The 26,839-nt window shown below is 33.3% G+C and carries 21 protein-coding genes; 8 read left to right on the top strand and 13 right to left on the bottom strand.

The genetic code is table 11. The features are described 5' to 3' along the window. Positions 1–19 precede the first annotated feature (19 nt). Together KO494_RS09230 and KO494_RS09225 are read right to left on the bottom strand one after the other, a co-directional pair. Positions 20–2,038, bottom strand: coding sequence for a urocanate hydratase (locus tag KO494_RS09230; RefSeq protein WP_215967316.1), 2,019 nt, complete (start codon positions 2,036–2,038; stop codon positions 20–22). 14 nt (positions 2,039–2,052) lie between these two features. Beyond that, positions 2,053–2,226 carry a DUF5522 domain-containing protein gene (locus tag KO494_RS09225; RefSeq protein ID WP_215967315.1) on the bottom strand — a complete coding sequence of 58 codons (174 nt, stop codon included), beginning with the start codon at positions 2,224–2,226 and terminating at the stop codon, positions 2,053–2,055. A 47-nt stretch (positions 2,227–2,273) separates the two neighbouring features. Between KO494_RS09225 and KO494_RS09220 the strand changes: the two genes are divergently transcribed. Then, entirely contained in the window at positions 2,274–2,597 is a 324-nt protein-coding gene (locus KO494_RS09220) for a hypothetical protein (RefSeq protein ID WP_215967314.1), read from the top strand. Here KO494_RS09220 and KO494_RS09215 read toward each other — a convergent pair. The 3 genes from KO494_RS09215 to KO494_RS09205 form a co-directional block, all read right to left on the bottom strand. Then, a complete protein-coding gene (locus KO494_RS09215) occupies positions 2,594–7,396 on the bottom strand; it encodes a GEVED domain-containing protein (RefSeq protein WP_215967313.1) in 4,803 nt (1,600 codons plus the stop codon). The genes KO494_RS09220 and KO494_RS09215 overlap by 4 nt on opposite strands. 661 nt (positions 7,397–8,057) lie before the next feature. Beyond that, the gene (locus KO494_RS09210; protein WP_215967312.1) at positions 8,058–12,518 is read right to left on the bottom strand and encodes a CUB domain-containing protein; all 4,461 of its coding nucleotides are present in this window, start codon (positions 12,516–12,518) and stop codon (positions 8,058–8,060) included. A 15-nt stretch (positions 12,519–12,533) separates the two neighbouring features. Next, on the bottom strand, positions 12,534–12,986 hold the full coding sequence (locus tag KO494_RS09205; RefSeq protein WP_215967311.1) for a hypothetical protein: 453 nt from the start codon (positions 12,984–12,986) through the stop codon (positions 12,534–12,536). A gap of 215 nt (positions 12,987–13,201) precedes the next feature. Here KO494_RS09205 and KO494_RS09200 point away from each other — a divergent pair, with 215 nt between their 5' ends. From KO494_RS09200 to hemL, 3 genes are read left to right on the top strand one after another with little or no spacing between them, the layout of a single operon-like run. Continuing rightward, positions 13,202–14,089 (top strand): 1-aminocyclopropane-1-carboxylate deaminase/D-cysteine desulfhydrase, encoded by an 888-nt coding sequence (locus tag KO494_RS09200; RefSeq protein ID WP_215967310.1) that lies wholly within the window; start codon positions 13,202–13,204, stop codon positions 14,087–14,089. A 3-nt stretch (positions 14,090–14,092) separates the two neighbouring features. Continuing rightward, positions 14,093–14,893, top strand: a complete 801-nt coding sequence (locus tag KO494_RS09195) for a glucosaminidase domain-containing protein (RefSeq protein ID WP_215967309.1) — start codon at positions 14,093–14,095, stop codon at positions 14,891–14,893. After that, on the top strand, positions 14,894–16,180 hold the full coding sequence (gene hemL / locus KO494_RS09190; protein WP_215967308.1) for a glutamate-1-semialdehyde 2,1-aminomutase: 1,287 nt from the start codon (positions 14,894–14,896) through the stop codon (positions 16,178–16,180). Positions 16,181–16,247: 67 nt separating this feature from the next. Here the strand turns inward: hemL and KO494_RS09185 are convergent, their stop codons facing one another. The 6 genes from KO494_RS09185 to lysS all read right to left on the bottom strand — a co-directional run bounded on the left by KO494_RS09185 (position 16,248) and on the right by lysS (position 22,515). Further along, the gene (locus KO494_RS09185) at positions 16,248–16,685 is read right to left on the bottom strand and encodes a hypothetical protein (RefSeq protein ID WP_215967307.1); all 438 of its coding nucleotides are present in this window, start codon (positions 16,683–16,685) and stop codon (positions 16,248–16,250) included. Between the two features lie 249 nt (positions 16,686–16,934). After that, positions 16,935–18,176, bottom strand: a complete 1,242-nt coding sequence (locus tag KO494_RS09180; RefSeq protein WP_215967306.1) for a fibronectin type III domain-containing protein — start codon at positions 18,174–18,176, stop codon at positions 16,935–16,937. 113 nt (positions 18,177–18,289) lie between these two features. Beyond that, the gene (locus KO494_RS09175; RefSeq protein WP_215967305.1) at positions 18,290–19,450 is read right to left on the bottom strand and encodes a M28 family peptidase; all 1,161 of its coding nucleotides are present in this window, start codon (positions 19,448–19,450) and stop codon (positions 18,290–18,292) included. Positions 19,451–19,489: 39 nt separating this feature from the next. After that, a complete protein-coding gene (locus KO494_RS09170) occupies positions 19,490–20,020 on the bottom strand; it encodes a YceI family protein (protein WP_215967304.1) in 531 nt (176 codons plus the stop codon). A gap of 64 nt (positions 20,021–20,084) precedes the next feature. After that, positions 20,085–20,609 (bottom strand): YceI family protein, encoded by a 525-nt coding sequence (locus tag KO494_RS09165; RefSeq protein WP_215967303.1) that lies wholly within the window; start codon positions 20,607–20,609, stop codon positions 20,085–20,087. 211 nt (positions 20,610–20,820) lie between these two features. Beyond that, entirely contained in the window at positions 20,821–22,515 is a 1,695-nt protein-coding gene (gene lysS / locus KO494_RS09160) for a lysine--tRNA ligase (protein ID WP_215967302.1), read from the bottom strand. Between the two features lie 219 nt (positions 22,516–22,734). On the opposite strand from lysS, the gene KO494_RS09155 reads away from it, so the two are divergent. The 4 genes from KO494_RS09155 to KO494_RS09140 all read left to right on the top strand — a co-directional run bounded on the left by KO494_RS09155 (position 22,735) and on the right by KO494_RS09140 (position 26,102). Next, positions 22,735–22,893, top strand: coding sequence for a YqaE/Pmp3 family membrane protein (locus KO494_RS09155; protein ID WP_215967682.1), 159 nt, complete (start codon positions 22,735–22,737; stop codon positions 22,891–22,893). Between the two features lie 46 nt (positions 22,894–22,939). Further along, positions 22,940–23,725 carry a lipoprotein gene (locus tag KO494_RS09150; protein ID WP_215967301.1) on the top strand — a complete coding sequence of 262 codons (786 nt, stop codon included), beginning with the start codon at positions 22,940–22,942 and terminating at the stop codon, positions 23,723–23,725. Positions 23,726–23,738: 13 nt separating this feature from the next. After that, positions 23,739–24,455, top strand: a complete 717-nt coding sequence (gene lipB / locus KO494_RS09145) for a lipoyl(octanoyl) transferase LipB (RefSeq protein ID WP_215967300.1) — start codon at positions 23,739–23,741, stop codon at positions 24,453–24,455. A 96-nt stretch (positions 24,456–24,551) separates the two neighbouring features. Then, a complete protein-coding gene (locus KO494_RS09140) occupies positions 24,552–26,102 on the top strand; it encodes a T9SS type A sorting domain-containing protein (protein WP_215967299.1) in 1,551 nt (516 codons plus the stop codon). A gap of 69 nt (positions 26,103–26,171) precedes the next feature. On the opposite strand, the gene KO494_RS09135 is transcribed toward KO494_RS09140, so the two are convergent. Together KO494_RS09135 and KO494_RS09130 are read right to left on the bottom strand one after the other, a co-directional pair. Further along, positions 26,172–26,624, bottom strand: coding sequence for a tRNA (cytidine(34)-2'-O)-methyltransferase (locus tag KO494_RS09135; RefSeq protein WP_215967298.1), 453 nt, complete (start codon positions 26,622–26,624; stop codon positions 26,172–26,174). Next, positions 26,614–26,838, bottom strand: a complete 225-nt coding sequence (locus KO494_RS09130) for a hypothetical protein (protein WP_215967297.1) — start codon at positions 26,836–26,838, stop codon at positions 26,614–26,616. Before KO494_RS09130 ends, KO494_RS09135 begins: the two co-directional genes overlap by 11 nt. Position 26,839 lies beyond the last annotated feature (1 nt).

Here is a 26,839-nt window from a genome sequence, read left to right as displayed (position 1 = left end):
TTGCAATTTTTTTAAATTTTCAATTTAGTAAAGCATCATCAACATGATTTGGTAGTGTTACTTTTAAGTTAGGTTCTACTTCCATAGCACGTTTAATAGCAAATTCTGCTCCAGAATTTCTTGCCCAGCTTCTTCTTGATATTCCGTTGTTTACATCCCAGAAAAGCATGGCTTTTAAACGTTTAGATGCTTCTATAGTACCATCAAGAACCATACCAAATCCACCATTAATAACTTCTCCCCAGCCAACGCCACCACCATTATGAATACTAACCCAGGTTGCGCCTCTAAAGCTATCTCCAATTACATTTTGTATAGCCATATCTGCAGTAAAACGCGAGCCATCATAAATATTACTAGTTTCTCTATAAGGAGAGTCTGTACCTGAAACATCATGATGATCACGACCTAAAACTACATAGCCTATTTCTTTGTTAGCAATAGCATCATTAAAGGCTTGGGCAATTTTCATTCTTCCTTCTGCATCAGCATATAATATTCTTGCTTGTGAGCCTACTACTAATTTGTTTTCTTGCGCTCCTTTTATCCATTGAATATTATCAGCCATTTGTTGCTGGATTTCTATAGGAGAGTTCTTTTTTATTTCTTCTAAAACACTACATGCAATAGCGTCTGTTTTTGCTAAGTCTTCTGGTTTTCCTGAGGCACAAACCCAACGAAATGGCCCAAAACCATAATCAAAACACATTGGTCCCATAATGTCTTGTACATAGCTTGGGTAGGCAAAAGCTTCGCCACTCATTTTAGCTTCACTTTTACTGCAGTATTTTCCTTTATTATTTTTATAAACAGTTGCTCCTGCACGAGAAGCTTCTAAAAGAAAAGCGTTTCCGTAGTCAAAGAAATAGGTTCCTTTTGCAGTGTGTTTATTAATGGCTTTTGCATGGCGACGCAATGTTTCTTGTACTTTTTCTTTAAAAAGTTTTGGGTTATTGGCCATCATATCATTAGCGTCTTCAAAAGAGATGTCTACAGGATAGTATCCTCCTGCCCAAGGGTTATGAAGCGAAGTTTGGTCGCTTCCTAAGTCTATATGTATGTTTGCTTCATCAAATTTTTCCCATACCTCTACTATGTTTCCTAGGTAAGCTATAGATATGGTTTCTTTTTCTGCTTTTGCTTTATTTACACGAGATACTAATTCGTTTAAGTCGGTTATTTTTTCATCTATCCAACCTTGGTCTAAACGTACTTGTGTAATTTTAGGGTTTACCTCTGCGCAAACGGTAATACAGCCAGCAATGTTTCCTGCTTTAGGTTGTGCTCCAGACATTCCTCCTAAACCAGAGGTTACAAAAAGGTTTCCCTTAGGTTCTTTTTTTATTTTTCTAAAGCCATTTAAAACGGTTATGGTTGTTCCGTGAACAATACCTTGAGGTCCTATATACATATAGCTTCCTGCTGTCATTTGTCCGTATTGTGTTACACCAAGAGCATTGAATTTTTCCCAGTCATCTGGTTTGGAGTAATTAGGAATCATCATTCCGTTTGTTACTACAACTCTTGGAGCGTTTTTGTGGCTAGGAAATAAACCCATAGGATGGCCAGAGTACATTACAAGGGTTTGTTCCTCATTCATTTCTGCCAAATACTTCATGGTTAGTCTGTATTGTGCCCAATTAGAAAAAACACCACCATTACCACCATAGGTAATTAATTCATGCGGATGTTGTGCTACCGCATAATCTAGGTTGTTCTGAATCATGAGCATGATAGCTGCAGCTTGTTTTGTTTTTGCAGGATATGCGTCTATTGGTCTTGCGTACATTTTGTAGTCAGGACGTAAGCGATACATGTATATTCTTCCGTAGGTTTCTAATTCTTTTTTAAATTCTGGAAGCAGCTCTGTATGCTGTTTTTTATCAAAATAACGTAAGGCATTACGCAATGCTAGTTTTTTTTCTTCATCAGATAAAATAGCTTTACGTTTAGGTGCGTGATTTATCTCTGTTTCAAATGGTTTTGGTTGTGGTAAGATATCAGGAATGCCTTGCAATATTTGCTCTTTAAATGTCATGTTTGTTAAAAAATTTACTTTTTTTTAATTGTTTTACGTGTTGTGGATGCGTTATAACCATAAGGACAATGTCTGCAACCACTTTCGCAACAGTATCCACGTTTTAAATGGTATTGCTCTGTGAAGCATCTGTAGCCTTCGGGTGTTAGGTAATAATCGCCTTCTTCAAGAGGTATAAATTTCTTCATATCACAAATATAATGTAATTTGGATTGATTTTTGAATGGTATAAAATATGATTTTTATTTCCAAATATATGGTTCCAAAGGGATATACAGGAATTGCTGTTTTTCCTTTTGTGTTTTTAAAACATAGTAGTTTAAAGCAGAATAAAATTTTAATAAATCATGAAAAAATTCATTATAAACAGCAAATAGAATTGTTAATTATTCCTTTTTATGTTTTGTATGTTTTTGAGTTTTTTATTCGCTTATTGGTTTGCCGTAATTGGTATCATGCATATAGAAATATTTCGTTTGAACGTGAGGCTTATACCAATGAAAAAGACCTTAATTATTTAAAATCAAGGTCTTTTTATAGTTTTTTAAAATACTTTTAATGTTTTAAAATTACTTTTTGAATTTTTTGTTTTCCGTTTAGGAGTATCACTTTTACAATATGAGCACCTTCAGAAAATTTAAAATTGTTAATAATAAATTCATTGGCATTAACATTTTGGTTATTAATTAAGGCTCTTCCTAAAAGGTCATATACTATAACGGTTTCTATTGTGTTATTTCCAGATTTTACCTTAATATATTTATTGTTTGGCGCTAAAATTTCAAGTGCGTTTAAATCAAAATCATTAGTGCTTAAAGATTGGTCTGTATATCTTAATATAAATCTATCATTATATATTCCTGTATTTATATTGAAACTATACGGATTAATACGTAAATTGTGTATGGTATTAGTATAGGTGTCTTCTAGAAATATGGTTTGATTTGTGGTTTCAAATAACCCATCTACGCTATTGATTGCTATAGTGTAGTTTCCGTTTTGAGGAATTTCAATACCTAAAGGTACCGTATCGGTGTCTTGAAAAGGTAGCGCTTTTCCTTGTATAGCCATTTCTTCATCCTCAATTATAGAATAGAATCGTGCACTAGTTTCACTTAACTCATAAGCATCATATAATTTGTCTTTGTTATTGGTAGCACCTTCCACATAACCAACTAAAATAGAGTTAGCAGTATTATTAGGTGTAATTAAATCTAACCAAATTCTATGTTTTTCTGTGTCTGATGTGCGTTGCGAAGCTTCTGTTGTTCTATAAAACTGACTGTTGTTTAAGGTTTCATTACGCATGGTATTGTTAAATGTAACATTAGAATTTACAGGTGCTGTATGCTCCATGAGTACAAAAAAGGCTTGTCCGGAAGCTATTTTACCATCAAATCCTGAAGGATTAGAACCTGTGCTATTATATGCAACATAGTCGTTAGGGTTATAATTGTAAACATAGTCTTGGTAAAAGGGATCGTTTATTGCGTTGCTAGGAGTTTGTATATGTCTCCAAAGGTATACGGTTCCTTGAATAGTGTTATCTATGTCATCACCAATTGCTGCAGCATTTGTTGCTATAAAAGTGTCTGCTGAAATTGCTGAAGGATAAGGGTTACCAATTAAGTTCCAGTTATCGTCTAGTTTGGTTGCCATTGTAGAGCCACCTCCAGGATAATCAGCGCCATTATATGTACCTCTTGTAATAGCTTTGGTTATTATACCATTATTAGGAGTACCAACAAACTCTGGAGTTGAAGGAGTTGGAGTGCCGCTTATATTTCTAATGATATATCCTTTACCAGGAATCATATTTTCAGAAGTTGCAGACCAATCACCATAATTACCACCAATGGTAGGAATCCATTCATAAATATTAGAAGATCCAGGAGATACATTGGTAACATTAAAATCTTCAACAGGAGAAGACCAATAGATATAGTCATAAGAACTAGCTATAGTAGCGGTTCTTTCCATGGTAATATTTCCTGTGTTATTGTTGGAAGTTACATCTGTTTCTTGAATCAGGCTACCTCCAGACTTAACAGTTAAGTCACCACCTGTTTGTACATTTACCCAATCTGTAACTGTTAGAAAGTTATCTGTTACTATCTCTAAAGCCCCTGTGTTTTGAACCGTTAGGTTTTTAGCGTATGCTTGGTAACCAATAGGAGGAAATGGTATGGTTGTGTTGTTAGGTAGTTTACATGTTTCTCCATCAGGAATAATTACACAATTATCTAGTGTTGGTACACCAGCAGGTTTCCAGCTAGTAGCATCATTCCAGTCTGTGCCCCCTCCTTTAAATACTTTAGTGTTATTGGTGACTACTGCATTACCAGTAGCAGAACAACCATTAGATAAAGTTGCGCTTACAGGAATTGTAAAAGTTGCATTTTCTAGCTGTGAAAGTGTTGGTTTTATATATATAGTTGTAGCAGGAGTGTTTGGTGTATAGCTAATTGTTCCCGATGCATCTGTATATGCATCTACCGTTGTAGTGTCATAATTAAAGGCTGTGTTCACCGGTTTTTCACCATATAAGTTAATATCATCTATAGCAACACCATCACACCACTCTGCGTAATATACAATGCGTAATCTTAAAGAAGCTTCATTAATATACGCATTTAAATTATAAGATAAGGTGTCAAAACTAGAACCTGAAGCAATATCTGTTAGTATTGTTCCTGAAGGTAACGTTGTATAAGTTGTTCCGCCATCTGTAGAAATTTCAATGTTGACATTTTCTAGTGTTGCATTAGTGTCATCTGTATAATAACGGGAATGGTATATTTTGAAATCTAAGGTAAGATCTAAAAAGTCTGTGGCATTTATTGTAGGTGAAATTAGTTCATTATGTGTAGTATATGAACCTACATCAGAAGTAGATATAACAAATTTATTGTCTCCAAAACCAGAGGAAATAGCAGGAAACCAACTTTGTTCATTAGGAATAAATACGCTTGTTTGGTTTTGCCATTGTGTTTTGTTATTAATTGAACCTCCGTTGTTTATGATATTATTAGTTGTAAATACACCTAAGTCTCCAGTCTCAAAATCTTCTTTAATTAAGTATACGGTTTCTATATCTCCTTCTGCGGTAAGCTGAATAATTTCGTTGTCACCACAAATAGTAGGTGAAGCAGGATTAAAAGTAACGGTTGGTGTAGGGCTTATTTCTGCTACAATAGGAGTTCTTACTAAAGATTCGCAACTACCATTTGTGGCAGTTATCCAATATGTGGTTGTAGTTGTAAGTGAAGGAGATGTCCAGCTTGCGGTTGGTACACCTCCAGGAGTAGTAAATGTAGGAGCAGGCGATAATGCTGTTCCTCCGGTTTCGGCTGTGTAGATATTAAAACCTGTAACTCCAGTGGTTCCAGTAGCACTTATATCTACGGTTCCGGCACCACAACTTTCACCATCAGTTATTGTTGCAATATTAGCATCACAACTTTCAATAACGGTAAATAAATAGTCTTCTGTTTCACCGTAGTCTTCAATCGAAAAATCGTAAGAGGCATATTCATCAAAATCATCGCAGGCATCAAAATCGAATCCGTAAGTTTCCCATCCAAACCAACTGTCAAATCCGTTATTTACTCTAATACGCATCGTGTAATCACCAGCCGCAGCAGCAGCAGGGATTTCAAATCCAAATGTTACATTAGCACTTACTTGGCCGTAAATGTCGTAAACTAACTCGTTTGTATTATTAAAATCACCATCTTTATTCCAGTCTACCCAAGCTTTCCAAGTTCCTCTATAATAGTAGTTACCGGTAGCATTTGCTACTATATTTACTCCTTCTCCTTGCGCTTGTATTGCAATTGGTGATAAGCCTGTAAAGTCTTGATACCCTGTGGCGTTAAAGGTAGAGGTGTTTTCTGCAGGGTCTGCAAGTGTACCTACAAAAGCCAAACTATTAATATATAAGCCATCAGGATCCCAAGAGGTAGGTTCACAATAACTAGCCGAATCTGTTGTTTCATTGCCTGATAATGGCGCAGTAGTATAATAATCTGGACCACCACTGCAAGCACTATTAAAACTATATACATAAAAGTAATAGGTTGTTGTTGGTGATAAACCTGTAGCAGTAAAAGTTGTATTAGCATCTGTATCTATAACTGTTGCTCCGCCTACAGTGTCACCTATAGCATAGGTGTTAGTGTCTGCTGGAGCAGGCGAAGGAGCTGTGCCAGTGGTGTTCATTAATACTAAATAGTTATCTGGTGCTGGAGATGCAGCAGTAAAATTACCTATAATACTAGTATCTGTTACTGTACCAAAAGTTAAAGCTGTTGCTTGAGCTGTTGGTTCGGTACATGGCGTTGCTGCTGTAACATTTATTAAATAATCTTCCGTTTGACCATACCCGCTTCCAGGTGTGCAACCGTCAGTAGCATAATTTGTTAAGAATTTTTTTATAATACGCATGGTTGTTGTTCCTGGTGTTGCTCCTGTAGGTACAGCAATGTTGTTGGTGGCAGGTGTTCCAGTTCCATTGTTATTATATATTGTACCAATTTCATAGCGTTCGGTAGTGTTATTAAAAGTACCGTCTTGGTCCCAATCAAAAAATGCAGTAAAAGAATTAGTGTACGAACCTTCTGTATCTCCATTTAAAGAAATTGTATAACTTGACCCTGCAGTTACAGATCCGGTTGGTGTACAGAAAATTTCATGGCTTCCACCTGCTGTGTTAGCTCCTGTGGTGTTATTAATACCTCCAAAAGTAACATTGGTAATTGCTTCTACAGCTGACGTATAAGTTGTAGTACAATAGGTGTTTGTGCAAGCTTCTTGAATTATAATGTTATCTACATAGAAAAATCTAGAATTGTCCGCTTGATTAGCTCTAAGTCTTATTTTAACATTGTTTTCTGTATCTGGAATACTAAATGTATATGGGTTTGAGTTTACCGCTCCACCATCATTATCTGGTGTTCCCCAAGGCCAATCTTCTCCGCCAGCGCCATTTTCACCATCAATTAATTTAATTGCGTTCCAACTAGTCCCATCGTTATATGAAACATCTAAATATAAATCTCTATTATCATTTGCATTTACAGAAGAAAAGGAAACCGTTGCGGTTACATTGGAAAAGGAAGATATATCTACATTTTCAAATGTTATATTAGAATTGTTACCATTTAACTTAAAAGCGTAAGGTGCAGATTCTGAGGAGACATTTGTAATAGATGTAGTACCAGATACTGTATAGGTTAAATCATCAGAATAACCAGAAGCTCCAGAGTCAAAACTCTGGCTTTTTATTATGGTTTGCCCATAAAAAGTACTAGTAATTAAAAATAGGAGTAGCGTTGTGAAAATTGGTTGTTTTTTCATGAATGTAATTGATATTAATAGCTGTTGAATAGTTGGAAAGATTTTTTTAGATATGGTTGCTTACTGTTTTGATTTGGGTCATTTTTTTTTTTTTTTTTTGTGCTTCTGTTTTTTAAAATAAAAGGTTTAGAAAAAAATAAAAACCTTATTAAAATACGCTTTTCTTAGTGCCTAATTTTGGTGTTATAAACTTTAGTTATAGATTTATTTTCCTTAAAAAAAAAAGGAGAATAAATAAACGAAGTATATTATAGGTTTTTGAATTCTCAATTTTAAGTGGTTTTCTGTTTTTTTTGTTAGAGAATATTTAGCTAATTAACTTAAAACCCGAAAATAGTTTAAAGTTTTTTAATAAAAATAATTTTTCGTTAAAACGACCGATTTAACTGACAAAATTGATTTTAGTCTGATTGTTAGGTTTTTGTAAGAAAATTATGTTTGAACTATGTATGTGGTAATGGATGGTAAATAAGTAGGTTTAAGGTTTTTTTTTTAAGCTAAAAAATGGAGGATATATTGGGGTTTTTTATAACCTTTCTGTTGTTGTAATTTTTGTTATACAATTAAGAGTAAGGTTAAAGACGAAAAACTGCAAACTAAAAATAGAAGGTTTTTAGTTTGCAATTTTTTAGTGAATTATTTAACAGAAAAAGAATAGGTATTAAAGTTTTAAAACCACTTTCTGGATTTTTTGTTTTGCGTTAGCAAGTATTGCTTTAACAATATAAGTTCCTTCTGCAAAATTGTGATTATTAAAACTAATCTCTGAAGCATTAATTTCCGTTTTGTTAATTAGTGCTCTTCCTAAAAGATCATAAACTACCACTGTTTTGATGGTACTAGTTTCAGATTTTACTTTTATAAAAGAATTATTAGGTGCAGCAATTTCTAATCCAGAATATTCATAATCATTTATACTTAAAGATGGCTCTGTATACCTTAATATAAACCTATCGTTATAGGTGCCAGCAGTTATATTGAAGCTATACGGATTTACACGTAAATTATGTATGTTGTTGGTATAGGTGTCTTCAATAAATATGGGTTGATTTGTGGTTTCAAATAAACCGTCTAGGTTGTTAATAGCAATGGTGTAATTTCCGTTTTGAGGAATTTCAATGCCTAGAGGTACTGTGTCAGTATCATGAAAAGGCAAAGCTTTACCTTGAATGGCAAATTCGTTATCATTGATTAAAGAATAAAAACGCGTGTTGTTTTCGCTTAGCTCAAAGCCGTCAAATAATCTATCCTGCGCATTTGTAGCTCCTTCAACATAACCAACTAATGTAGAGTTAGCATTGTTATTTGGTGAAATTAAATCTAACCAAATTCTATGTTTTTCTATATTTGATGTTTGTTGTGAGGTTTCGTTTGTTCTATAAAACTGACTATTATCTAATGTTTCATTTCGCATAGTATTGTTAAATGTAACATTTGAATTTATAGGAGCTGTATGTTCCATAAGAACAAAAAATGCTTGTCCTGCAGCGATACCTCCTCCAAATCCTGAAGGGTTAGAACCTGTACTATTATAAGCGATATAATCATTAGGATTATAATTATAAACAAATCCATCATAAAAAGGGTCATTTACTGCATTACTTGGTGTGTTTAGGTGCCTCCATAGATATATGGTTCCTGAAATAGAAGAGTCTGTGTCATCTGTTATGCTAGAAGCGTTTACAGCAATAAAAGTGTCTGCAGAAATTGCTGAAGGATATGGGTTTCCGACTAAATTCCAGTTATCATCTAATCTTGTGGCAATTGTGGTTCCTCCACCTGTATAATCTCCGCCTGGTGAAGCTACATTGTAGGTGCCTCTGGTTATGGCTTTTGTGATAACTCCATTGTTGGGTTTGCCAACAAACTCAGGAGTTGAAGGTGTAGGTGTTCCTATAACATTTCTTATAATATATCCTTTTCCATTAATCATGTTTTCGCTGGTTGCTTGCCAATTTCCATAGTTTCCAATTCCATTTCCAGCTATTGTAGGAATCCATTCGTAAATTAATGAAGAGCCAGGTGAAACTTGCGAAACATTAAACCCTTCAACTGGTGATGCCCAGTAAACGTAATCATAAGTACTTGAAATTGTTGCAGTGCGCTGCATATTAATATTACCGCTACCAGTATTATTATTGACATTTGTAGCGCCATCTGTGATTTGAATTAAACTTCCTGAATCTCTTATATCGATTGTTCCTTCTAGTGCAATCCAGTCTGTTACCACTAGAGTTGTTTCAGGAGCGATTTCAAGGTTTGCTGTTGGTGCTACTGTTAAGTTTAGTGCATAAGCTGGTAGAGGTGGTAATGGTATTAAATTTATAATGTCTGCTATTGGTTCATCAAAATTAGAAACGGCAACATCTGGTATAAGAACACAATCGCTAGAAGTTGGTACTCCGTTAGGTTCCCAATTACCATCTATATACCAATTGTTATCTATGTAGCCCATCCAGGTTTTTTTGTTGTTTGTTATAGTGACTGTGTTTGTACATCCATTTTGGTCTGTAGCAGTGTATGTTTGAGTACCGCTTGGAGCAGCGTAAACTGTCTCAGAATAACCTCCAGAATAAGGTGTTGTTAGGGTGGAGTCTGTGTAAAGTTCGGTATTAGGTGACCATGTAATTTGTGGAGGTGTTGTAGTGCTATCCGCTGTTAATTGAATGTCGTCTATATACCAATAAAATAAGCCAAAAGGGTTGCCGTTTAAGCGGTAACGGAATCTTAAACTGTTTCCTGATATTGCTGATAAATCAATAGTTCGAGTCTCGGTAGCGATGTCGTTATTTACATTGTTTACTGTGTATTGGTTTACCCAGCCAGCATTGTCTGTATTAGTTTGAATGGAAATAGAATAATTATAAGCGCTACTATAGTGCCATAAATATTGTTTGAAATCTAATTGTAAATTTGTAGCTCCTGTTATGTTAATGGCAGGAGATGTTAAGGTTCTAGTTCCACTTGCGGAAGAGTTGTAGCCTCCAGATAATGTAGCTTCTCGTGGTGTTCCACCGGCATTTGAAGAGTTTGTGATAGACCAAGAGCCGTCTCCAGATCCATTATTTATTGCCCAACCAGTGGGTAAACTAGCATTATCAAAAGATTCAGATAAAATGTTGCTAGGTAAAGTTGTACCAATAGCATTTGTTGTTAAAGTTGTGTAGTCTAAATTACATGAATCTGCTCCAATAGGAAAAACTGTATCCGTAATTATTAAATTACAAAGTACACTACAAGTAATATCTGCAGCCCAGCCAGATTGCGTGCCTGTGCCATTACTAGTAAAAGTAAAAGTTAGTTCTCCAGAAGGATTTGTAGCTGTAAAAGGGCCAGGAATTGTAGTTCCTGTAAATACACCTAGGGAAGTTGCTCCGTCAAAAATTTCTAAAGTGTCTCCTGTAGCAAGATTAAAAACTGTAAAAGTTGTAGTTACTGTATCGCCAGAATTGGTTGGGGAAATTATTGTTGTTTCGTTTTCATTATTGGAATAGTCTCCTCCGGCTCCTCCGCTATCATAAAATGTCTCTCCACAGGAAGGAGTATTAGTAACACAAGTAATGTCTGCAGCCCAACCGGTATATTGTAAAGAACCATCACTGTCAAAAACAAATGTTAATGCACCAGAAGGGTCTGATGAGGTAAATGGTCCTGGAATTGCAGTTCCTGAAAAAGTGCCAAGTAAAGGGTATGTAGCGTCTGGACCATCGTAGACAGATAATGTGTCATAATCAGTTTCTGTGTTGAAACTTGTAAATGTTGTCATTACAGCAGTTCCTGGTATGTCTGGAAGTAAGGTTGTTGTGATTAATTCATTGCTAGAATAATCGGTACTAGCTCCTCCTGAATCAAAAAAAGTAGAACCACATATAGTTGGGGTTATATAAGGAGAGCAAGTAATGTCTGCAGTCCAACCCGAATATTGAAAAGAACTATCGCTATTAAAAACAAAGGTTAATGCGCCAGAAGGGTCTGAAGATTGTATTGGTCCAGGTATTCCTGCACCTGAATATATTCCTATTATAGGATATGTTGTGTCGGGGCCATTATGAACAGTTAGTTCGTCATAATTATTTTCTGTATCAAAAGAAGTGAAGGTTACTGTAATAACATCACCAGTATTGGTAGGGTAAAAGGTAGAGGTTTGTGTTTCGTATGCAGAATAGTCGCCTGCTGCTCCTCCGCTGTCTGTAAATTGTGTTCCACAGGAAACAGGTGTTGGAGGCGGAGAGCATGTAATATCGCTTTCCCAACCATTAGATACAGAAGATGTGTTACTATTAAAAACAAATGTTATAGCTCCTGAAGGGTTAGGAGTAGTTGATGCGGTTGTTGAGGAGAATGAAGATGGAGCACCTGTTACTGTGCCTATTAAATCGTAGGTGGCGTCTGGTCCATTGTAAACGTTTAATATATCTCCTGGAGCAACAGAAAAAGAGGAGAAGTCTACAGTTACAGTTCCTCCTGTAAAATATGGGTAAATAGTGGTGGTTTCTGTTTCGTTGTTGCTGTAGTTTCCTCCAATACCACCTGTGTCGTAAAAATTACCACCACAAATAGGAGCGTTACAAGTTGTAGTGCCTATTCCTCCAGTTTGTTGAAAAGTAATATTTCCTTGTGCTCCGTTAAAATTTGTTATTAAAACTACATAAATCTCCCCTTGAAGAGCGCCAGTAATAGTCATGGTTTCAGTAGGGGCAATATCAAAACTACAATCGGTAATTTGATCTGGTGCATACGGATAAAATGTTGGGTCTGTTGTGTTGTTAGGGCAAGTTGGGCAATCTGTATATGAGATGCTAGCATTTGCATCATTTATATCTACAAAAGGTCCCCAAGCAATAAAATCAACGTCAATTGGTACTCCTCCGGGAGTTGTTTCTTGTGATATTGTGAAAATTAAATTTCCAGGATTGTCTATTTCCATAAAGAAATATGAAGCATTAGGGATGGAGCCTAAACAGCCTACTTCAGTTAGGTCGCTTCCTCCATAATTATTAGGAAATGTAAGTTCGGTTGTTCCTGAACAGAATTGTTCTGCAGAAAGAATGTCTATGCCTTGTGAATAGCTATTGTTTAAAAAAAGACTTAATATAAAGATTAGTGTAATTTTTTTCATCATAGTAGTTTTTAATAATTAAAGAAGGCTAGAAAATGTCCAAGGAGTATAATTTGTACAATTATTCCTTGAATTAATTATTTTGGCTCTCCATTTAATGCATTTACTATTTAATTGCGAAAATGTAAACATTAGTTCTCCTTTGTAAGATTGTCTGAAGTTTTCAATAGGTATACTGGTTTTTTCTGAACGATTTGTTGCGTTAACTCCTTGCCAACATGCGTTTAGAGGTTGTATTTCAATAATAAGATCTAGGTGTTCTTTATTATTTGCTTGTAAGAAATTCCATGAAACTTCAATGTCTTTGGTAATATCGCTACTTTCATATACTGATTTTGTTTCAAAAGTGTAACCAGTGCTGCAGTTGTTAGGGGTTTCTATTTCTTGAGCTAGTGCAGGAATGCTGAAAAAGAAGAAAAGAAGAATAGTGTGACATAGTTTAATGGATGGGAAATTTTTTTTTAATAGCATAATGTGTAGTTTTTTCATCATAAACTTTAAATTTGGAACATAAGTTTATGTCAAAAGACATTATAGGTGCTATAAAGAGTAGATTTAGGGAATCTATAGAAAAATCACAAAAATATTAATAGATTTAATGTTTTTGTTGTATTATAAGTAAATAATTAACGCTTTAAGCTAATATAGTTTAAAATATTTTAATAATAAATCATTTTCATTTAAAAATGAGTTTAACGGGTAGTGTTTTCTTAGATTCTGGTTATCAGGTTTGTGTAAAAAAAACCTATTTGAATCATACTTTTATTTCTGGGAATAAATTAAGTAAGCTTAAGTATAATATTTTAGAAGCTAAAAATCTAAAGAAAACAACTTTAGTTACCTTTGGTGGTGCATATTCTAACCATATTGCGGCAGTAGCAGTAGCAGGAAAAGAAAATGGTTTTAAAACAATTGGTGTTATTAGAGGAGAAGAGTTGCATTCTAAAATAAATGAAAATCCTACTTTACTGTTTTCACAAGAGTCAGGTATGCAATTTAAATTTATAACCCGAGAGGAGTATAGAAATAAAACAACAGATTGTTTTTTGGAAAACTTAAAAAAAGAGTTTGGCGATTTTTATTTAATTCCAGAAGGAGGTACAAATATTCTAGCTGTGAAAGGTTGTGAAGAAATTCTTGAAAAAGAAGATGAAGTGTATGATTATATTTGTTGTCCTGTAGGAACAGGAGGAACAATTTCAGGAATTATAAATGCTAGCTTTGCGCATCAAAAAATTCTTGGATTTCCGGCGTTAAAAGGAGACTTTTTACAAGAAGAAATTAGTAAATTTACAACCAAAACAAATTGGGAGCTTATTACAGATTATCATTTTGGAGGTTATGCTAAAGTAAATGCTGAATTAATAGATTTTATAAATCAGTTTAAAAAACAAAACAATATACCGTTAGACCCTGTTTATACAGGAAAAATGCTGTTTGGAATTCGGGATTTAATAAGCAAAGGGTTTTTCCCGAAGGGCTCCAAAATACTCATTATTCATACAGGAGGATTGCAAGGTATTCCTGGTATGAATACTGTTTTGAAAAAGAAAAATTTACCATTGATTCAATAAAAAATGAAGAAAATAATAATTTTAAGTTGCTTAGCGGTTTTTATGTTTAGCTGTGGCTCTAGTAAAAAAGTGACTACTAAAAAAAATAAAACAGTTATAGTAGATAAGCGAAAAGAAAAGAAGGCGGAAGCAACAGAGGTGGTAGTTACGCCAGAAATTACTCAAAATACTCCTGAGGTATATGCAAATGCAACCGAAGAATATATTGCTATTTATAGTGATATTGCTCAAGATGAAATGCGTGCATATGGTATTCCGGCTAGTATTACTCTAGCGCAAGGTATTTTAGAGTCTGCTTCTGGAAAAGGAAGACTTTCTGTAGAGGCTAATAACCATTTTGGTATAAAATGTCACGACTGGACTGGAGCAAGAATTTATCATGATGATGATGCATCGCAAGAATGTTTTAGAAAATATAACAACTCTAAATACTCGTTTAGAGATCATTCGCTTTTTTTAACAGGAAGAAAGCGTTACAGTGCTTTGTTTGATTTTGAACAAGATGATTATGAATCTTGGGCAAAAGGTTTACGATCAGCAGGTTATGCAACAGATAGAAAATACCCAAATAAATTAATTAGCTTAATAGAGCGTTACCAATTACATAGGTTTGATGCTGAGGTTTTAGGTAAGAACGCTACTAATAATGATAAACATACCGTTATTAAAGGAGATACTTTATATTCTATTTCAAAAAAATATAAATTAACGGTTAAAGAACTTCAAGAACTAAATGGTTTAGAGGATACAGGCTTATTTGTAGGTCAAGTACTTTTTGTTAAACCAATGCCTAAAGATTATTAAATGAGTTATACACGTAGTAGTGCATTATTTGCACAAGCAGAAAAAGTAATTCCTGGAGGAGTGAACTCTCCTGTAAGAGCTTTTAAAGCTGTAGGAGGAACACCAATATTTATTAAAGAAGCAAAAGGAGCTTATTTAACAGATGAAGATAATAATGAATATATAGATTATATAAATTCTTGGGGACCAATGATACTTGGTCACGCATATCAGCCAGTAGTAGATGCTGTAGTTGAAAAAACCAAAAAAGGAACTTCTTTTGGTACACCAACAGAAATTGAAACGAAAATTGCCGCATTGGCTGTTTCTATGGTGCCTAATATTGAAATGATTCGTTTTGTAAATTCAGGAACAGAAGCTTGTATGAGTGCTGTTCGTCTTGCTCGTGGGTATACAGGAAAAGATAAAATTATAAAATTTGCTGGCTGTTATCATGGGCATAGTGACTCTTTTTTAATACAAGCAGGAAGTGGCGCTGTAACTTTTGGGGCACCTAATAGTCCGGGAGTAACACAGGGTACAGCAAAAGATACTTTGCTGGCTGTTTATAATGATATTGAAAATGTAAAACAAATTATTGCAGCTAATAAGGGCGAAATAGCTTGTGTTATTATTGAGCCTGTTGCAGGAAATATGGGATGTATTCCTCCAAAAAATAATTTTTTACAACAATTAAGAGAATTGTGTACAGACAATAAGATTCTTTTAATTTTTGATGAGGTAATGACAGGGTTTAGACTTGCAAAAGGTGGTGCGCAAGAGTTGTTTAATATTAAAGCAGATATTGTTTGTTTTGGTAAAGTTATTGGAGGCGGATTACCTGTTGGAGCATTTGCTGCGAATAAAGAAATTATGAGTCATCTAGCACCTCTTGGGCCTGTGTATCAAGCAGGAACTTTAAGTGGAAACCCGTTAGCAATGGCTGCAGGTTTAGCCATGTTGCAGGAGTTAAATAAAGATACAGCGATTTATAATCGTTTGGCGGAAAAAACCGAATATTTACATCATGGAATTGCTGATGCTTTAAACGAAAATAATATTACACATACTATAAATAGCGTAGGGTCTATGATTTCTGTACATTTTACTGCAGACGAAGTTTTAAATTTTGAAACTTCGGCAAAAGGAAATAATGATACTTTTAAAAAATTCTTTCATGGTATGTTAAATCAAGGTGTTTATATTGCTCCTAGTGCTTTTGAAACTTGGTTTATAACAGATGCTTTAAGTTATGCAGATTTAGATAAAACAATTCGTGCTGTACATACAGTTGCTAAAACCTTATAAAGTATAAAAGCACCTTAAAAGAGTACTCTTTTAAGGTGCTTTAAAAAAAACTAAAACTAACTTTTACCTATTCATCATCTTTAGGTTCTCCATCTCTCATTTCTTTTTTCCCTTTTCTTTGCATATGGCTTCTTTTACCTTGTGTTTTTTCCCATTTAGCATATTGCTCTTCGTTTAAGATGCTTTTCATTTTTCTTTTTGTTTCAATTTGAGCATCTAATCTTTCATTTTTCATCTTTAGCATTTCTTCTTTGCTAGGTTTTTCATCAGATTTTTTTCTAGCTTCCATTTTTGCTTTTCTAGCTATGGCATTCTCTAGATTAATGGCTCCTATTTTTTCTTGTTGCTCATCTGTTAGATCTAAATCTAAGGTCATTTGTTTTGTTTGTAATTGCGCTATTTCTTCTGGTGAAAAATCTGCTTTTCTTTGTCTTCCTTCTCTTTTCTCTTGCGCACTAACTTGAATAGTTACTAAGGCTAATGCTATTACTAATAATTTTTTCATCTTTTTTGTTTTTATTGTTATTTGCTTCTATGACATTGTAAATGTTAAATAGTTTAATTGTTAAAATGTTTTTAACTGTATGTTAACATATTTATTAGTTGTTTTTTAGCTATTAAAAATAGTGGTTTATAAGTAAAAACAGGCTTCTTGATTAACGGAATCCTGTTTTGTGTAGCTTGTGTTTTTCTTTTTCTCTGTTCAAATTTCTCTCTTTAAATTCATGAAAAATATGCGACTTAACAGATGTAATTATAAGGAGTCTACAAATGCTTCAATTAGCGCGTAGCCTTCTGCATGAATCATTGTGGTGCCAATTAAAGGCATTGAATAGTCGTTTGTATAATTTTGAGTTCTTGCTTGAATAGTAAATCGTTGTAAGTATATATTTGTTTCATCAAAAGGTCTTTCAAAACTAAAGTCTAAAATAGAGGTAGTGTCACAAGTTCCTCCTGGAGAGTGGCAATGCGCACAGTTAACATCAAAATACGCTCTTGCTCTTTGCATTAAGGAGTAGTCTCTGTCGTTTTTCCAATCTGGTAGCATGGTTATGTTGGAAACATCTGTGATATTAGAAAGTAGGTTTTGGTCTACAAAAGATTGTAGTTGATTGTTAAAATGCATCGATCGTAATTTTGGACCAATTGGTGTAAGGATGCTATTGTTACTATGGCAAGTAAAACAATCTGTGTTTGATGGAATTTCATAATTTACGCTTTTTGGTTCTCCTGCATTATTTACATAATTGTAAGCTACAACACTACCGTTAGGGTCTAAAGTAGCTTCGGTTTGTGCTTCGTTCCATTTGTAATTTCCGGTAACCCAAGAGCCATTTTGTTTTATTAAAATTCTGGTTTCCATGATTTTTTTTCCTAAAGTAATATCGCGTTCATCATTAAAATAGTAGAATGTTTTAGCAATAACGGTATTGTCAGGAAATATTGGTAACCCATTATCTACATACTGCATTGCTTCGCCAGAAGGCAATGCAATTATACGCTGTTTGTATGCGTAATCTGTAAATAAAGGTGAAATTAAATCATATTCAAAAGCGTATGGACTAGGATTTAAATCTTCAAGATTTCCAGAGTAAATATGCATGTCTGATAGATTGTTTACAAATTGAGAAACTACTATAGGTGCAGTTGTAGTAAAACTAAAAACGTTGGTTAGCATGCTAACATTATCACTGCAAATAGATTGTATGTAAAAATCATAAGATGTGTTTGCTTCTAAACCCACTAAAGTGATGTTGGTATCTGTAGTTGTCAAGGTTTCGCCAAAACCTAATGTAAAACCAGAAACGCCATATTCTATAGTGTAAGTAGTAAAAGTATTACTGTCTTCCCAAGTAATGGTTGTACTTTCCTGTGTGGTATTACTTAACTGAATATTTATAGGTGTTAAACACTGTTCTATAAATTCATCATCTGGATCATTAAAGCAAGAGGTTAACGTGCATGCAAATAGAAGGGTGAATAATAAATTCTTCATAATATAAAATTAATAGCCGTTGTTAAATTAATGAAATTGCTATTAAAATGAAGAATTTTTTATTGAAAATTAAGTTTTACTATGGTTTGCGTTAAAGATAAATAGTTTTATTGTTAATTAATGATCCATTTTTTAGTGATGGATTTGTTGTCTGTTTTAAGAACAACAATATACATTCCTTTTTGTAAACCTTTTAGTGGTATGGTTTCTGAAACTTGTAAATTAGATTTGGTGTAAATTTCTTTTCCTAAAACATCATAAATTTTTAAAGACCTATTTGTGCTAGTAGCATTTAAAAAATTAAGATTTAAAACACCATTATTACTAGGGTTTGGATAGATGCTAATGGGGTCTTGAATGTTTTCATTAGTACTTAAAGCATTTGTGCTTACAGCAAATTCTAGCAAAGCACCTAAAGCCCCTTTAGTAACTTCTGTTAGGTAAGCAGGATCCATATTTATTAATAAGTCTGTAGGTGTATGTGCGTGAGTAGTTTCGTTTGTTTCATATAAACCTGTTATGATTTCACCATTATTTTCAAAAGGAACATAATCTGAAGCATAGGCATAAGAGATTTGCGTATTTAAATTAGAGTATAATTCTATACAATTAGCAAGAATATTGGTTATAACAGAAGATTCACTATTGTTAGCAGGAGGGTTGCTTCTGTCTTCTTCACAAGTGATAGTGTTATTTGTTGCTCCATTAACTCCTCCTACTTGATCTAAATTAAACACCAAATGAATATCTAAGTTTTCAGGATTTACGGTGTTGTTTACATAATAATTACTTCCTATTAAACCATCTTCTTCCCCACTAAAATGGATGATTTTTATAGAATACTCTGTGTTTATATTGGTAAGTAACCTTGCTATTTCTAATAATAAAACGGTGCCACTACCATTGTCATTGGTGCCAGGACCATTAATAGTATCATAATGCGCATCAATAATTATATACGTGTCTGGATAAACAGTTCCTGTTTTGGTAATAATTATATTGTTACTTGTACCAGCGGCATATGTAAAAGGTTGTAATTCTATATCTGTATAGCCTAAGCTGGTATAGCGTGAAGTAATCCAGTTTTCCGTATTGCTTAATGCAGAAGTACCTACTTCTTTAACTCCAAAATTTTCAAAACTAGTTAAATCTGTAAGTATGTTGGTTGCAGAAACATTATCTACAACACTTTGGTAGTAACTGTTATGGGTTTGTGCATAAGTAGAAATACTTATAAAGAAACAAATTATAAGTTTTGTAAAGTTAGATTTCATTTAAAACTAGTTTTTGCAAAAGTAAGCTAAATTAATTTGTTAGTTAATAATACAGGTTATGGTGACTGTAGCTTCTTTACCAACTCTTATGGTGCTAAAATCATCCCCTATATTATAGTCAAACCTGTTGACTGTTAAATGGCCTACAAATGTATTGTTAGTAAAGGTAAATGGTATTTCTACTATTTTTGTAACCCCATGAATAGTCAGGTTTCCTATGGTTTTAAAACCATTTTCTGTTTTTGTTACAGCAGAAGAAACAAAGCAAATGTTTTTAAATTTTTCTATATCTAGAAAATCAGAACTACGTAAATGGTCGTCTCTTTTTTTGTTTTTTGTATTTATGGATGCTGCGTCTACACATATATCAAAATTGGCGTTTTCTAATGCGTTAGAATTTAAATTAAAGTCGCCTTGCATTCCTGTAAAAGTACCTTTTACTTTAAAAATTCCTCCACCTGTAATTTGAAAATCGATTACAGATTTTTCTTGATTTATAGTTTGTTGCGCGTGCAGACTAGTAAAAATTGTGATAAAAAATAAGGCGAAGCCTACTATTCGTTTTTTCATGTTTTACTGTTTAAAAAGTTATATTTCAATGCATGTTTTGTCAAAAACTAGGGTAAGATTAGCTTTAACTAACCAAACATGTTATTTTAATTTTTACCATTTCACCAATTACAAAGGGGTTTTCATTTTTACCAAGATGATAGTCTGTTCTGTTTATTTTAAATGCACCAATAAAGGTGTTGTTTTTATAGGTAAACGGAATAGTAACATCTCGACTTACTCCTAATATGGTTAGTTTTCCTGTGGTTGTAAAACCGTCTTCTGACCTTGAAATAGTAGTAGAAACATAGCAAATATTAGGATTGTTTGCTACGTAAAAAAAATCTTCAGAACGTAGATGTGCGTCTCTTTTATCATTTCCTGTGTTTACAGATTTTGCAGAAATACACACATTTATAAATGAATCGCTTAAGTTTTCGGGATCCATATTTAGCGTTCCTGTCATTTCTTTAAAGGTGCCTTTTACATTACTAAAAACAAGATTGTTAATTTTAAAATCAACAACAGATTTTTCGGTGTTTACATTTTGTGCTTGAAATACAATAGGAAATAAAAATAACAGCACTAGTACAATGGGTAACTTTTTCATTTGTAAAGTTTTATGGTTTTTTTATTCAGCTGTTGTTCTAGGGTAATCTTATGTTAAATATAAGGAAAAAGCATCAAATTATTGTATCTACATATTTTCAATAAAAAAAGGAACTACAAATTGTAGTTCCTTTTTTGTTTTTAAGTCCTTGCAATTGCAACAAAGCAATCTGTTACTTGTTATAAAATTTTGCCTTCGCGAAAAGGGTGTCTTATACTATTTCTACAAACAAACCAGCATCTGTTTTCTCTACTTTTGCAAGATTGTTTTTAGTAAGTTCTTTTATGGTTTTATCCCATTTTTTATTGCTTAAACCAGACTTTCCTTTTAAATCGTTTAATTCTAATTTTTCAGCAGCTTTTAACGTTTTTAAAACTTCTTTCGCTTCCTCACTTATCGCTAAAGCTTTCTTTTCAGGTCGCATTTGCGGAAAGAATAAAACTTCTTGTATACTTTGGTTATTGGTTAAAAACATGATTAATCTATCCATACCAATTCCCATTCCAGAAGTAGGTGGCATACCATACTCTAAAGCACGTAAAAAGTCATAATCTATAAACTCTGTAGCTTCATCATCTCCTTTAGCAGCTAGTTTTAATTGGTGTTCAAAACGCTCACGTTGGTCTATTGGGTCATTCAATTCAGAATAGGCATTTGCAATTTCTTTACCACAAACCATTAACTCAAAACGCTCGGTTAATTCTGGGTTGTCTCTATGCTCTTTACACAGCGGACTCATCTCTTTTGGGTAGTCTGTAATAAAGGTTGGCTGTATGTAATTACCTTCACATTTTTCACCAAAAATCTCATCAATAAGTTTTCCTTTACCCATGGTTGCGTCTACAGCAATTCCCATGCCTTTTGCAGCCTCTCTAATTTCATCTTCACTTTTTCCTGTAATGTCAAAACCAGTAAAATGCTTAATAGAATCTGCCATAGTTACTCTAGCGTAAGGCGCTTTAAAGTCTATTTCATGTGCACCAAAAGTAGCTTTACTTGTTCCGTTTACTGCAACAGCACAATGTTCTAGTAGTTGTTCACAAAAATCCATCATCCAGTTATAGTCTTTATAAGACACATAAATTTCCATGGCTGTAAATTCCGGATTGTGCGTTCTGTCCATTCCTTCGTTTCTAAAGTTTTTAGAAAACTCATATACACCATCAAAACCACCAACAATAAGGCGTTTTAGGTATAACTCATTAGCAATTCGCATGTATAACGGAATGTCTAAAGAGTTGTGGTGCGTAATAAAAGGTCTTGCCGCAGCTCCACCAGGAATTGGTTGTAAAACTGGCGTTTCTACTTCAAAATATCCAGCGTCATTAAAAAAACCACGCATGGCATTAAAAAGCTTGGTTCTTTTTACAAAAACCTCTTTTACTTTTGGGTTTACTACTAAATCGGCATAACGCTGTCTGTAACGTAATTCTGGGTCGTTAAAAGCATCGTGTAAATTACCATCGGCATCTTCTTTTGGTAATGGTAAAGGTTTTAACGACTTACTTAATAAGGTAAAGTCTGTAACTCTAACACTTTTTTGCCCTACTTTAGTAGTAAACAATTCCCCTTCAATACCTATAAAATCACCAATATCTAGTAATTTTTTATATACATCGTTGTACTTGCTTTTGTCTTCACCAGTACAAATTTCGTCTCTATTAAAATACACTTGTATTTTACCTTCACTATCCTGTAGTTCGGCAAAACTTGCATTACCTTGAATACGTCTAGACATTAAACGTCCAGCAATAGTTACTTTATCTCCTTCTTTAAAATCCTTCTTTATTTTATTGGTTAAGTGTGTTAAAGGATATAAATCTGCTGGATAAGGGTTAATACCTAATTCGCGTAATTTGGCTAACTTATCTCTTCGTACTAATTCTTGTTCAGATAATTGCGACATGTAAATTTTATGTTTTTTTAAGAAGCCACAAAGATACACTAAAGCTAGTAATTAGAAAATGCTTTTTTGGGCATTCTTTTTCTTAAAAAAAAAAGCCGTGCTTTCGCTAGTCGCTCTTTGCAAGGAGCTCCAACATGCGCTCTATCACTAATGCAAAGTGTAACAAAATAGAAACAAATGCGTCCAATTAGTATCATCAATCAATTAAATCAAAATCAAATGAGTTTTTGGAGAGTCTTACTTTCAATAATATGTCCACCTTTAGCTGTCTTAGATAAAGGCTGTGGCTCTATACTAATAGTTTTTATTTTATGGCTTTGCGGATGGGTTCCCGGCGTTATAGCAGCACTAGTAATTTTAAACAATCCTGAAAGATAAAATGCGTATCTTTGTTTCTAATTTAAGAAAAACAAAATCTTTATAAATGAAACAAATTTTACTAGTTCTTGTCAGCGTTTTTTTATTAACCAGTTGTAATTTTACCGAAGAAATAACCTTTAATCCAGATGGTTCTGGAGAATTTGTTATGCGTTATGACATGAGTGAAATCATGAAAACCATGGATGAAATGGGAGGAGCTAAAAAAGACGACACTAAAGAAAAAGTAAAACTAGATAGCGTCATGTATTTTAAAGATATGTTGGTAGAAAAAGCCGATAGTATTGCTAAGCTACCTGTAGAAGAACAAGAAAAATTAAAGTCTTTAGAGAGTATCATTATTAAAATGAAGATGGATGAAGAAGAAGGTCTTTTTGATATAGGGTTTGGTTCTACATTTACTAGTTTAGAAGAATTACCTGAAGCTTTAGAAAAAATTGATGAAGCTAAAAAGCTAAATTCAGAAAACAATTCACAATTCGGACAATTAGGAGAAAGCGCTGTAACGAAAGCATCAGAAGATGTTTTTGAGTATATAGATTTTACCTATGATGGTAAAACCTTTTCTAGATTTGTTAAAAAAGATTTTGAGTTAGCTACTGAAGATATTGAATCTTTAGATGCAGAAATCAATGAAATGGGAGAATCTAAAGAAGTTTTTGAAGCTATGAGTTATACGTTAGTGTATCATTTTCCAAAAGAAATAGAATCTGTTACCAATAAAAACGCTGTAATAAGTGCAGATAAAAAATCGGTTAGCTTAAAAATGAATTTTATTGAAATGATAAAATCTCCAGAAGCAATGACTTTAGACGTAGAATTAAAAGATTAAAAGCAGTTTAGTTTTGAATAAAACAGTACAATTACAGGATTTAGGATTAAAAGATTATAAAGATACTTGGGACTATCAAGAGTCTTTATTTAAATCTGTTGTAGATGCTAAGATTAAAAATAGAAGAGAAGCGTTAACGCTACCAACTACCAACTATTTTTTATTTGTAGAGCATCCACATGTCTATACTTTAGGTAAAAGTGGTGACATGGCAAACCTATTAGTAAATGAAGAGCAGCTTGCCGAAAAAGGAGCTAGTTTTTACAAAGTAAATAGAGGTGGTGATATTACCTATCATGGTCCAGGACAAATTGTAGGATATCCTATTTTAGATTTAGATAACTTTTTTACAGACATACATAAATACCTTCGTTTTTTAGAAGAAATGATTATTCTTACACTTGCAGAATACAATGTGAAAGCAGAGCGTAGTCCTGGTGAAACAGGTGTTTGGCTAGACGTAGGTACGCCATTTGCAAGAAAAATATGTGCTATGGGAGTTCGTGCTTCTCGTTGGGTAACCATGCATGGATTTGCTTTAAATGTAAATGCAGATTTGGGGTATTTTGATAATATGATTCCTTGCGGTATTCGTGGTAAAGCAGTTACTTCTTTAAACGTAGAACTTGGTGTAAAAGAAGTAAGTATTGAAGAGGTTAAAGAAAAACTATTAAAACATTTTACAGCTCTTTTTGAAGCAGAGTTCAAGTACGCTGTCTCTGGTTTGTAATAGTTTAAGGTTTTTTTGTTTATTGAAATGTAATATTTTGGTTACAATATTTACAAATTATTATTGTAAATTGTTTGCGTAAAACCAAATGATACTATGACAAAAAATTACATTTTAATTGCTGTTCTTTTTTTTAGTTTAAAAATTACTGCACAAAACTCTTATGAATATACGGTAGAATCTATACCTTTTCAAGAATTTTCAGAAATAGACGAAGTAGTATTTAATTATGATGATATTTATTCATCTGTTATCGCTATTCCTTTTGATTTTAATTTTTATTCAGATTATGCTAATTACTCTCAGTTAGTTGTTGGCTCTAACGGAACAATTTCTTTTGATACTTCTAATGCAGATAATTTTGCTCCTTGGACTTTTAATGAAGCTATTCCTTCAGCAGCACTTCCTTATCCATCTATATTTGGTCCTTTTCATGATATGGATAATAATACTGCAGATGTAGCAGGAACGATTTTTACAGGAGTTTCTGGTCAATCACCTAACAGACGTTTTTATACTATATTTGATAATATTCCGCAATTTTCATGTAATGAAATGCTTTCTACTTCTCAAATTGTTTTACATGAAACCTCAGGAATTATTGATGTGTATATAAAAAATAAACCTTTATGTGCAACGTGGAATAATGGTAACGCAGTAATAGGATTACAAAAAGAAGTAGGTGGAGAAATTCATGGTATAGCTCCTCCAGGACGTAATACAGGCCAATGGGAAGCAACAGAAGAGGGTTGGCGTTTTATACCAACTACAAGTTTTAATGTTGTTGTTTGTGATGCCGATAATGACAATACAGAGTATTTTGATTTTGCTGTATATGCCAATACTATATTAGAGCAATTTAATTTAGATCCAGCAGAAAATATAGTTTCTATTTTAGATGCTAATAATACAGAAGTTACAGGAACAGTAAGCATTAATGCAGGAATTAATAGCTATTCAATTGTTATGAATCCAGCAACAGATAATGTGAGTTTCGATTTAAATATATCTTTTGTTGATTGTGAAGGAGATCAAGAAGCTGATGGATTGCCAAACGGAATGGAAGATGTAAACGATAATGGCAATTTAGCAGATGACGATACAGATGGAGATGGTATTCCTAATTATTTAGATAATGATGATGATGGTGATACTGTTGTTACTAATATTGAATTGGTTTTTGGAGGTAGAGATACTACGCCAACATTTTTAGACACAGATAACGATGGTATTTATAACCATTTAGATTTTGATGATGATGGAGATGGAGTGCTTACGCTAGATGAAGATTATAATGGCAATGGAGATCCTACAGATGATGATATTAATGAAAATGGTGTAGCAGATTATTTAGATGCACAACAGCTTAGTGTGAATGATATAAGTTTAAATACACAGTCTTTTACTTTATATCCTAATCCTGCAAATACTATTTTAAATCTAGCCTTTGCTTCGCAATATAATTTTGAAGGTCATGAAATACAGGTTAAAGTATATGATATTCAAGGAAGACAACTTTTTGAAATAGAAAAAGAATTACTAGATAATAAAACACAGTTAGATGTTTCTAGTTTAACTGCAGGACATTATATATTGGTAGTTAAAAAAGACGGCTTGCTAAAAGCAAAGAAATTTATAGTAAATTAAAAAGCATATTATTAGCCAAACAAAAAGCCTAAGTGTAAAACTTAGGCTTTTTGTTTTTATGGTAGTAGCTTATTGTAAATCACGCAAACCTTCATAAACAACAATACTTACTGCATTTGCTAAGTTTAGGCTTCTAACATGTTCACTGTATAAAGGTATTTTAAAAAGCTTGTCCTTGTTATTTTCAACAAGTGCTTTAGGTAAACCTGCAGACTCTTTACCAAATACCAAAAACATATGGTCTTTAAAGTCAATATCCCAATGTTTTTTTGTGCCATGGCTGGATAGAAATACCATATTGGCCTCTTTGTTTTTGGTTAAAAAATCTTCTAAATTATCGTAGTAATGAAGATTTAAATGCTGCCAATAATCTAATCCTGCACGTTTTAAACGCGTATCTGTAATTTCAAAGCCAAAGGGTTTTACTAAGTGTAAATTAGCACCAGAGGCTAAGGCTAATCTGCCAATATTTCCAGTGTTATTTGGTATTTCTGGTTCTATAAGTACTATGTTAAGCGGCATTTTTTGAAACTATTTTTAATATAATTAAGCGTAAAAGTAATACAAAAGGAAAGCCATGCAAAATAACATCAAACCAATCCATAGCTTGCATATTAACTGCACCACCCAATAGCCATTTTAATTTACCAACAATATGAGGTTCTGGAAAAAAAGGTGCTAAGCCTAAAGTTAAGCACAGAACAATTACTATTTTCCAGTCGTTTATTATTTTCATG

Source organism: Lacinutrix sp. C3R15 (genome assembly GCF_018860825.1).
Lineage (GTDB): Bacteria > Bacteroidota > Bacteroidia > Flavobacteriales > Flavobacteriaceae > Oceanihabitans.
Note: the sequence above shows the minus strand (reverse complement) of the source record. Positions and strands in the feature narration are given on the sequence as shown.

Coding starts and splice junctions, on each gene's coding strand:
- KO494_RS09230 (WP_215967316.1), bottom strand. CDS start 2,038: ATGACATTTAAAGAGCAAATATTGCAAGGCATTCCTGATATCTTACCA.
- KO494_RS09225 (WP_215967315.1), bottom strand. CDS start 2,226: ATGAAGAAATTTATACCTCTTGAAGAAGGCGATTATTACCTAACACCC.
- KO494_RS09220 (WP_215967314.1), top strand. CDS start 2,274: ATGATTTTTATTTCCAAATATATGGTTCCAAAGGGATATACAGGAATT.
- KO494_RS09215 (WP_215967313.1), bottom strand. CDS start 7,396: ATGAAAAAACAACCAATTTTCACAACGCTACTCCTATTTTTAATTACT.
- KO494_RS09210 (WP_215967312.1), bottom strand. CDS start 12,518: ATGATGAAAAAAATTACACTAATCTTTATATTAAGTCTTTTTTTAAAC.
- KO494_RS09205 (WP_215967311.1), bottom strand. CDS start 12,986: ATGCTATTAAAAAAAAATTTCCCATCCATTAAACTATGTCACACTATT.
- KO494_RS09200 (WP_215967310.1), top strand. CDS start 13,202: ATGAGTTTAACGGGTAGTGTTTTCTTAGATTCTGGTTATCAGGTTTGT.
- KO494_RS09195 (WP_215967309.1), top strand. CDS start 14,093: ATGAAGAAAATAATAATTTTAAGTTGCTTAGCGGTTTTTATGTTTAGC.
- hemL (WP_215967308.1), top strand. CDS start 14,894: ATGAGTTATACACGTAGTAGTGCATTATTTGCACAAGCAGAAAAAGTA.
- KO494_RS09185 (WP_215967307.1), bottom strand. CDS start 16,685: ATGAAAAAATTATTAGTAATAGCATTAGCCTTAGTAACTATTCAAGTT.
- KO494_RS09180 (WP_215967306.1), bottom strand. CDS start 18,176: ATGAAGAATTTATTATTCACCCTTCTATTTGCATGCACGTTAACCTCT.
- KO494_RS09175 (WP_215967305.1), bottom strand. CDS start 19,450: ATGAAATCTAACTTTACAAAACTTATAATTTGTTTCTTTATAAGTATT.
- KO494_RS09170 (WP_215967304.1), bottom strand. CDS start 20,020: ATGAAAAAACGAATAGTAGGCTTCGCCTTATTTTTTATCACAATTTTT.
- KO494_RS09165 (WP_215967303.1), bottom strand. CDS start 20,609: ATGAAAAAGTTACCCATTGTACTAGTGCTGTTATTTTTATTTCCTATT.
- lysS (WP_215967302.1), bottom strand. CDS start 22,515: ATGTCGCAATTATCTGAACAAGAATTAGTACGAAGAGATAAGTTAGCC.
- KO494_RS09155 (WP_215967682.1), top strand. CDS start 22,735: ATGAGTTTTTGGAGAGTCTTACTTTCAATAATATGTCCACCTTTAGCT.
- KO494_RS09150 (WP_215967301.1), top strand. CDS start 22,940: ATGAAACAAATTTTACTAGTTCTTGTCAGCGTTTTTTTATTAACCAGT.
- KO494_RS09140 (WP_215967299.1), top strand. CDS start 24,552: ATGACAAAAAATTACATTTTAATTGCTGTTCTTTTTTTTAGTTTAAAA.
- KO494_RS09135 (WP_215967298.1), bottom strand. CDS start 26,624: ATGCCGCTTAACATAGTACTTATAGAACCAGAAATACCAAATAACACT.
- KO494_RS09130 (WP_215967297.1), bottom strand. CDS start 26,838: ATGAAAATAATAAACGACTGGAAAATAGTAATTGTTCTGTGCTTAACT.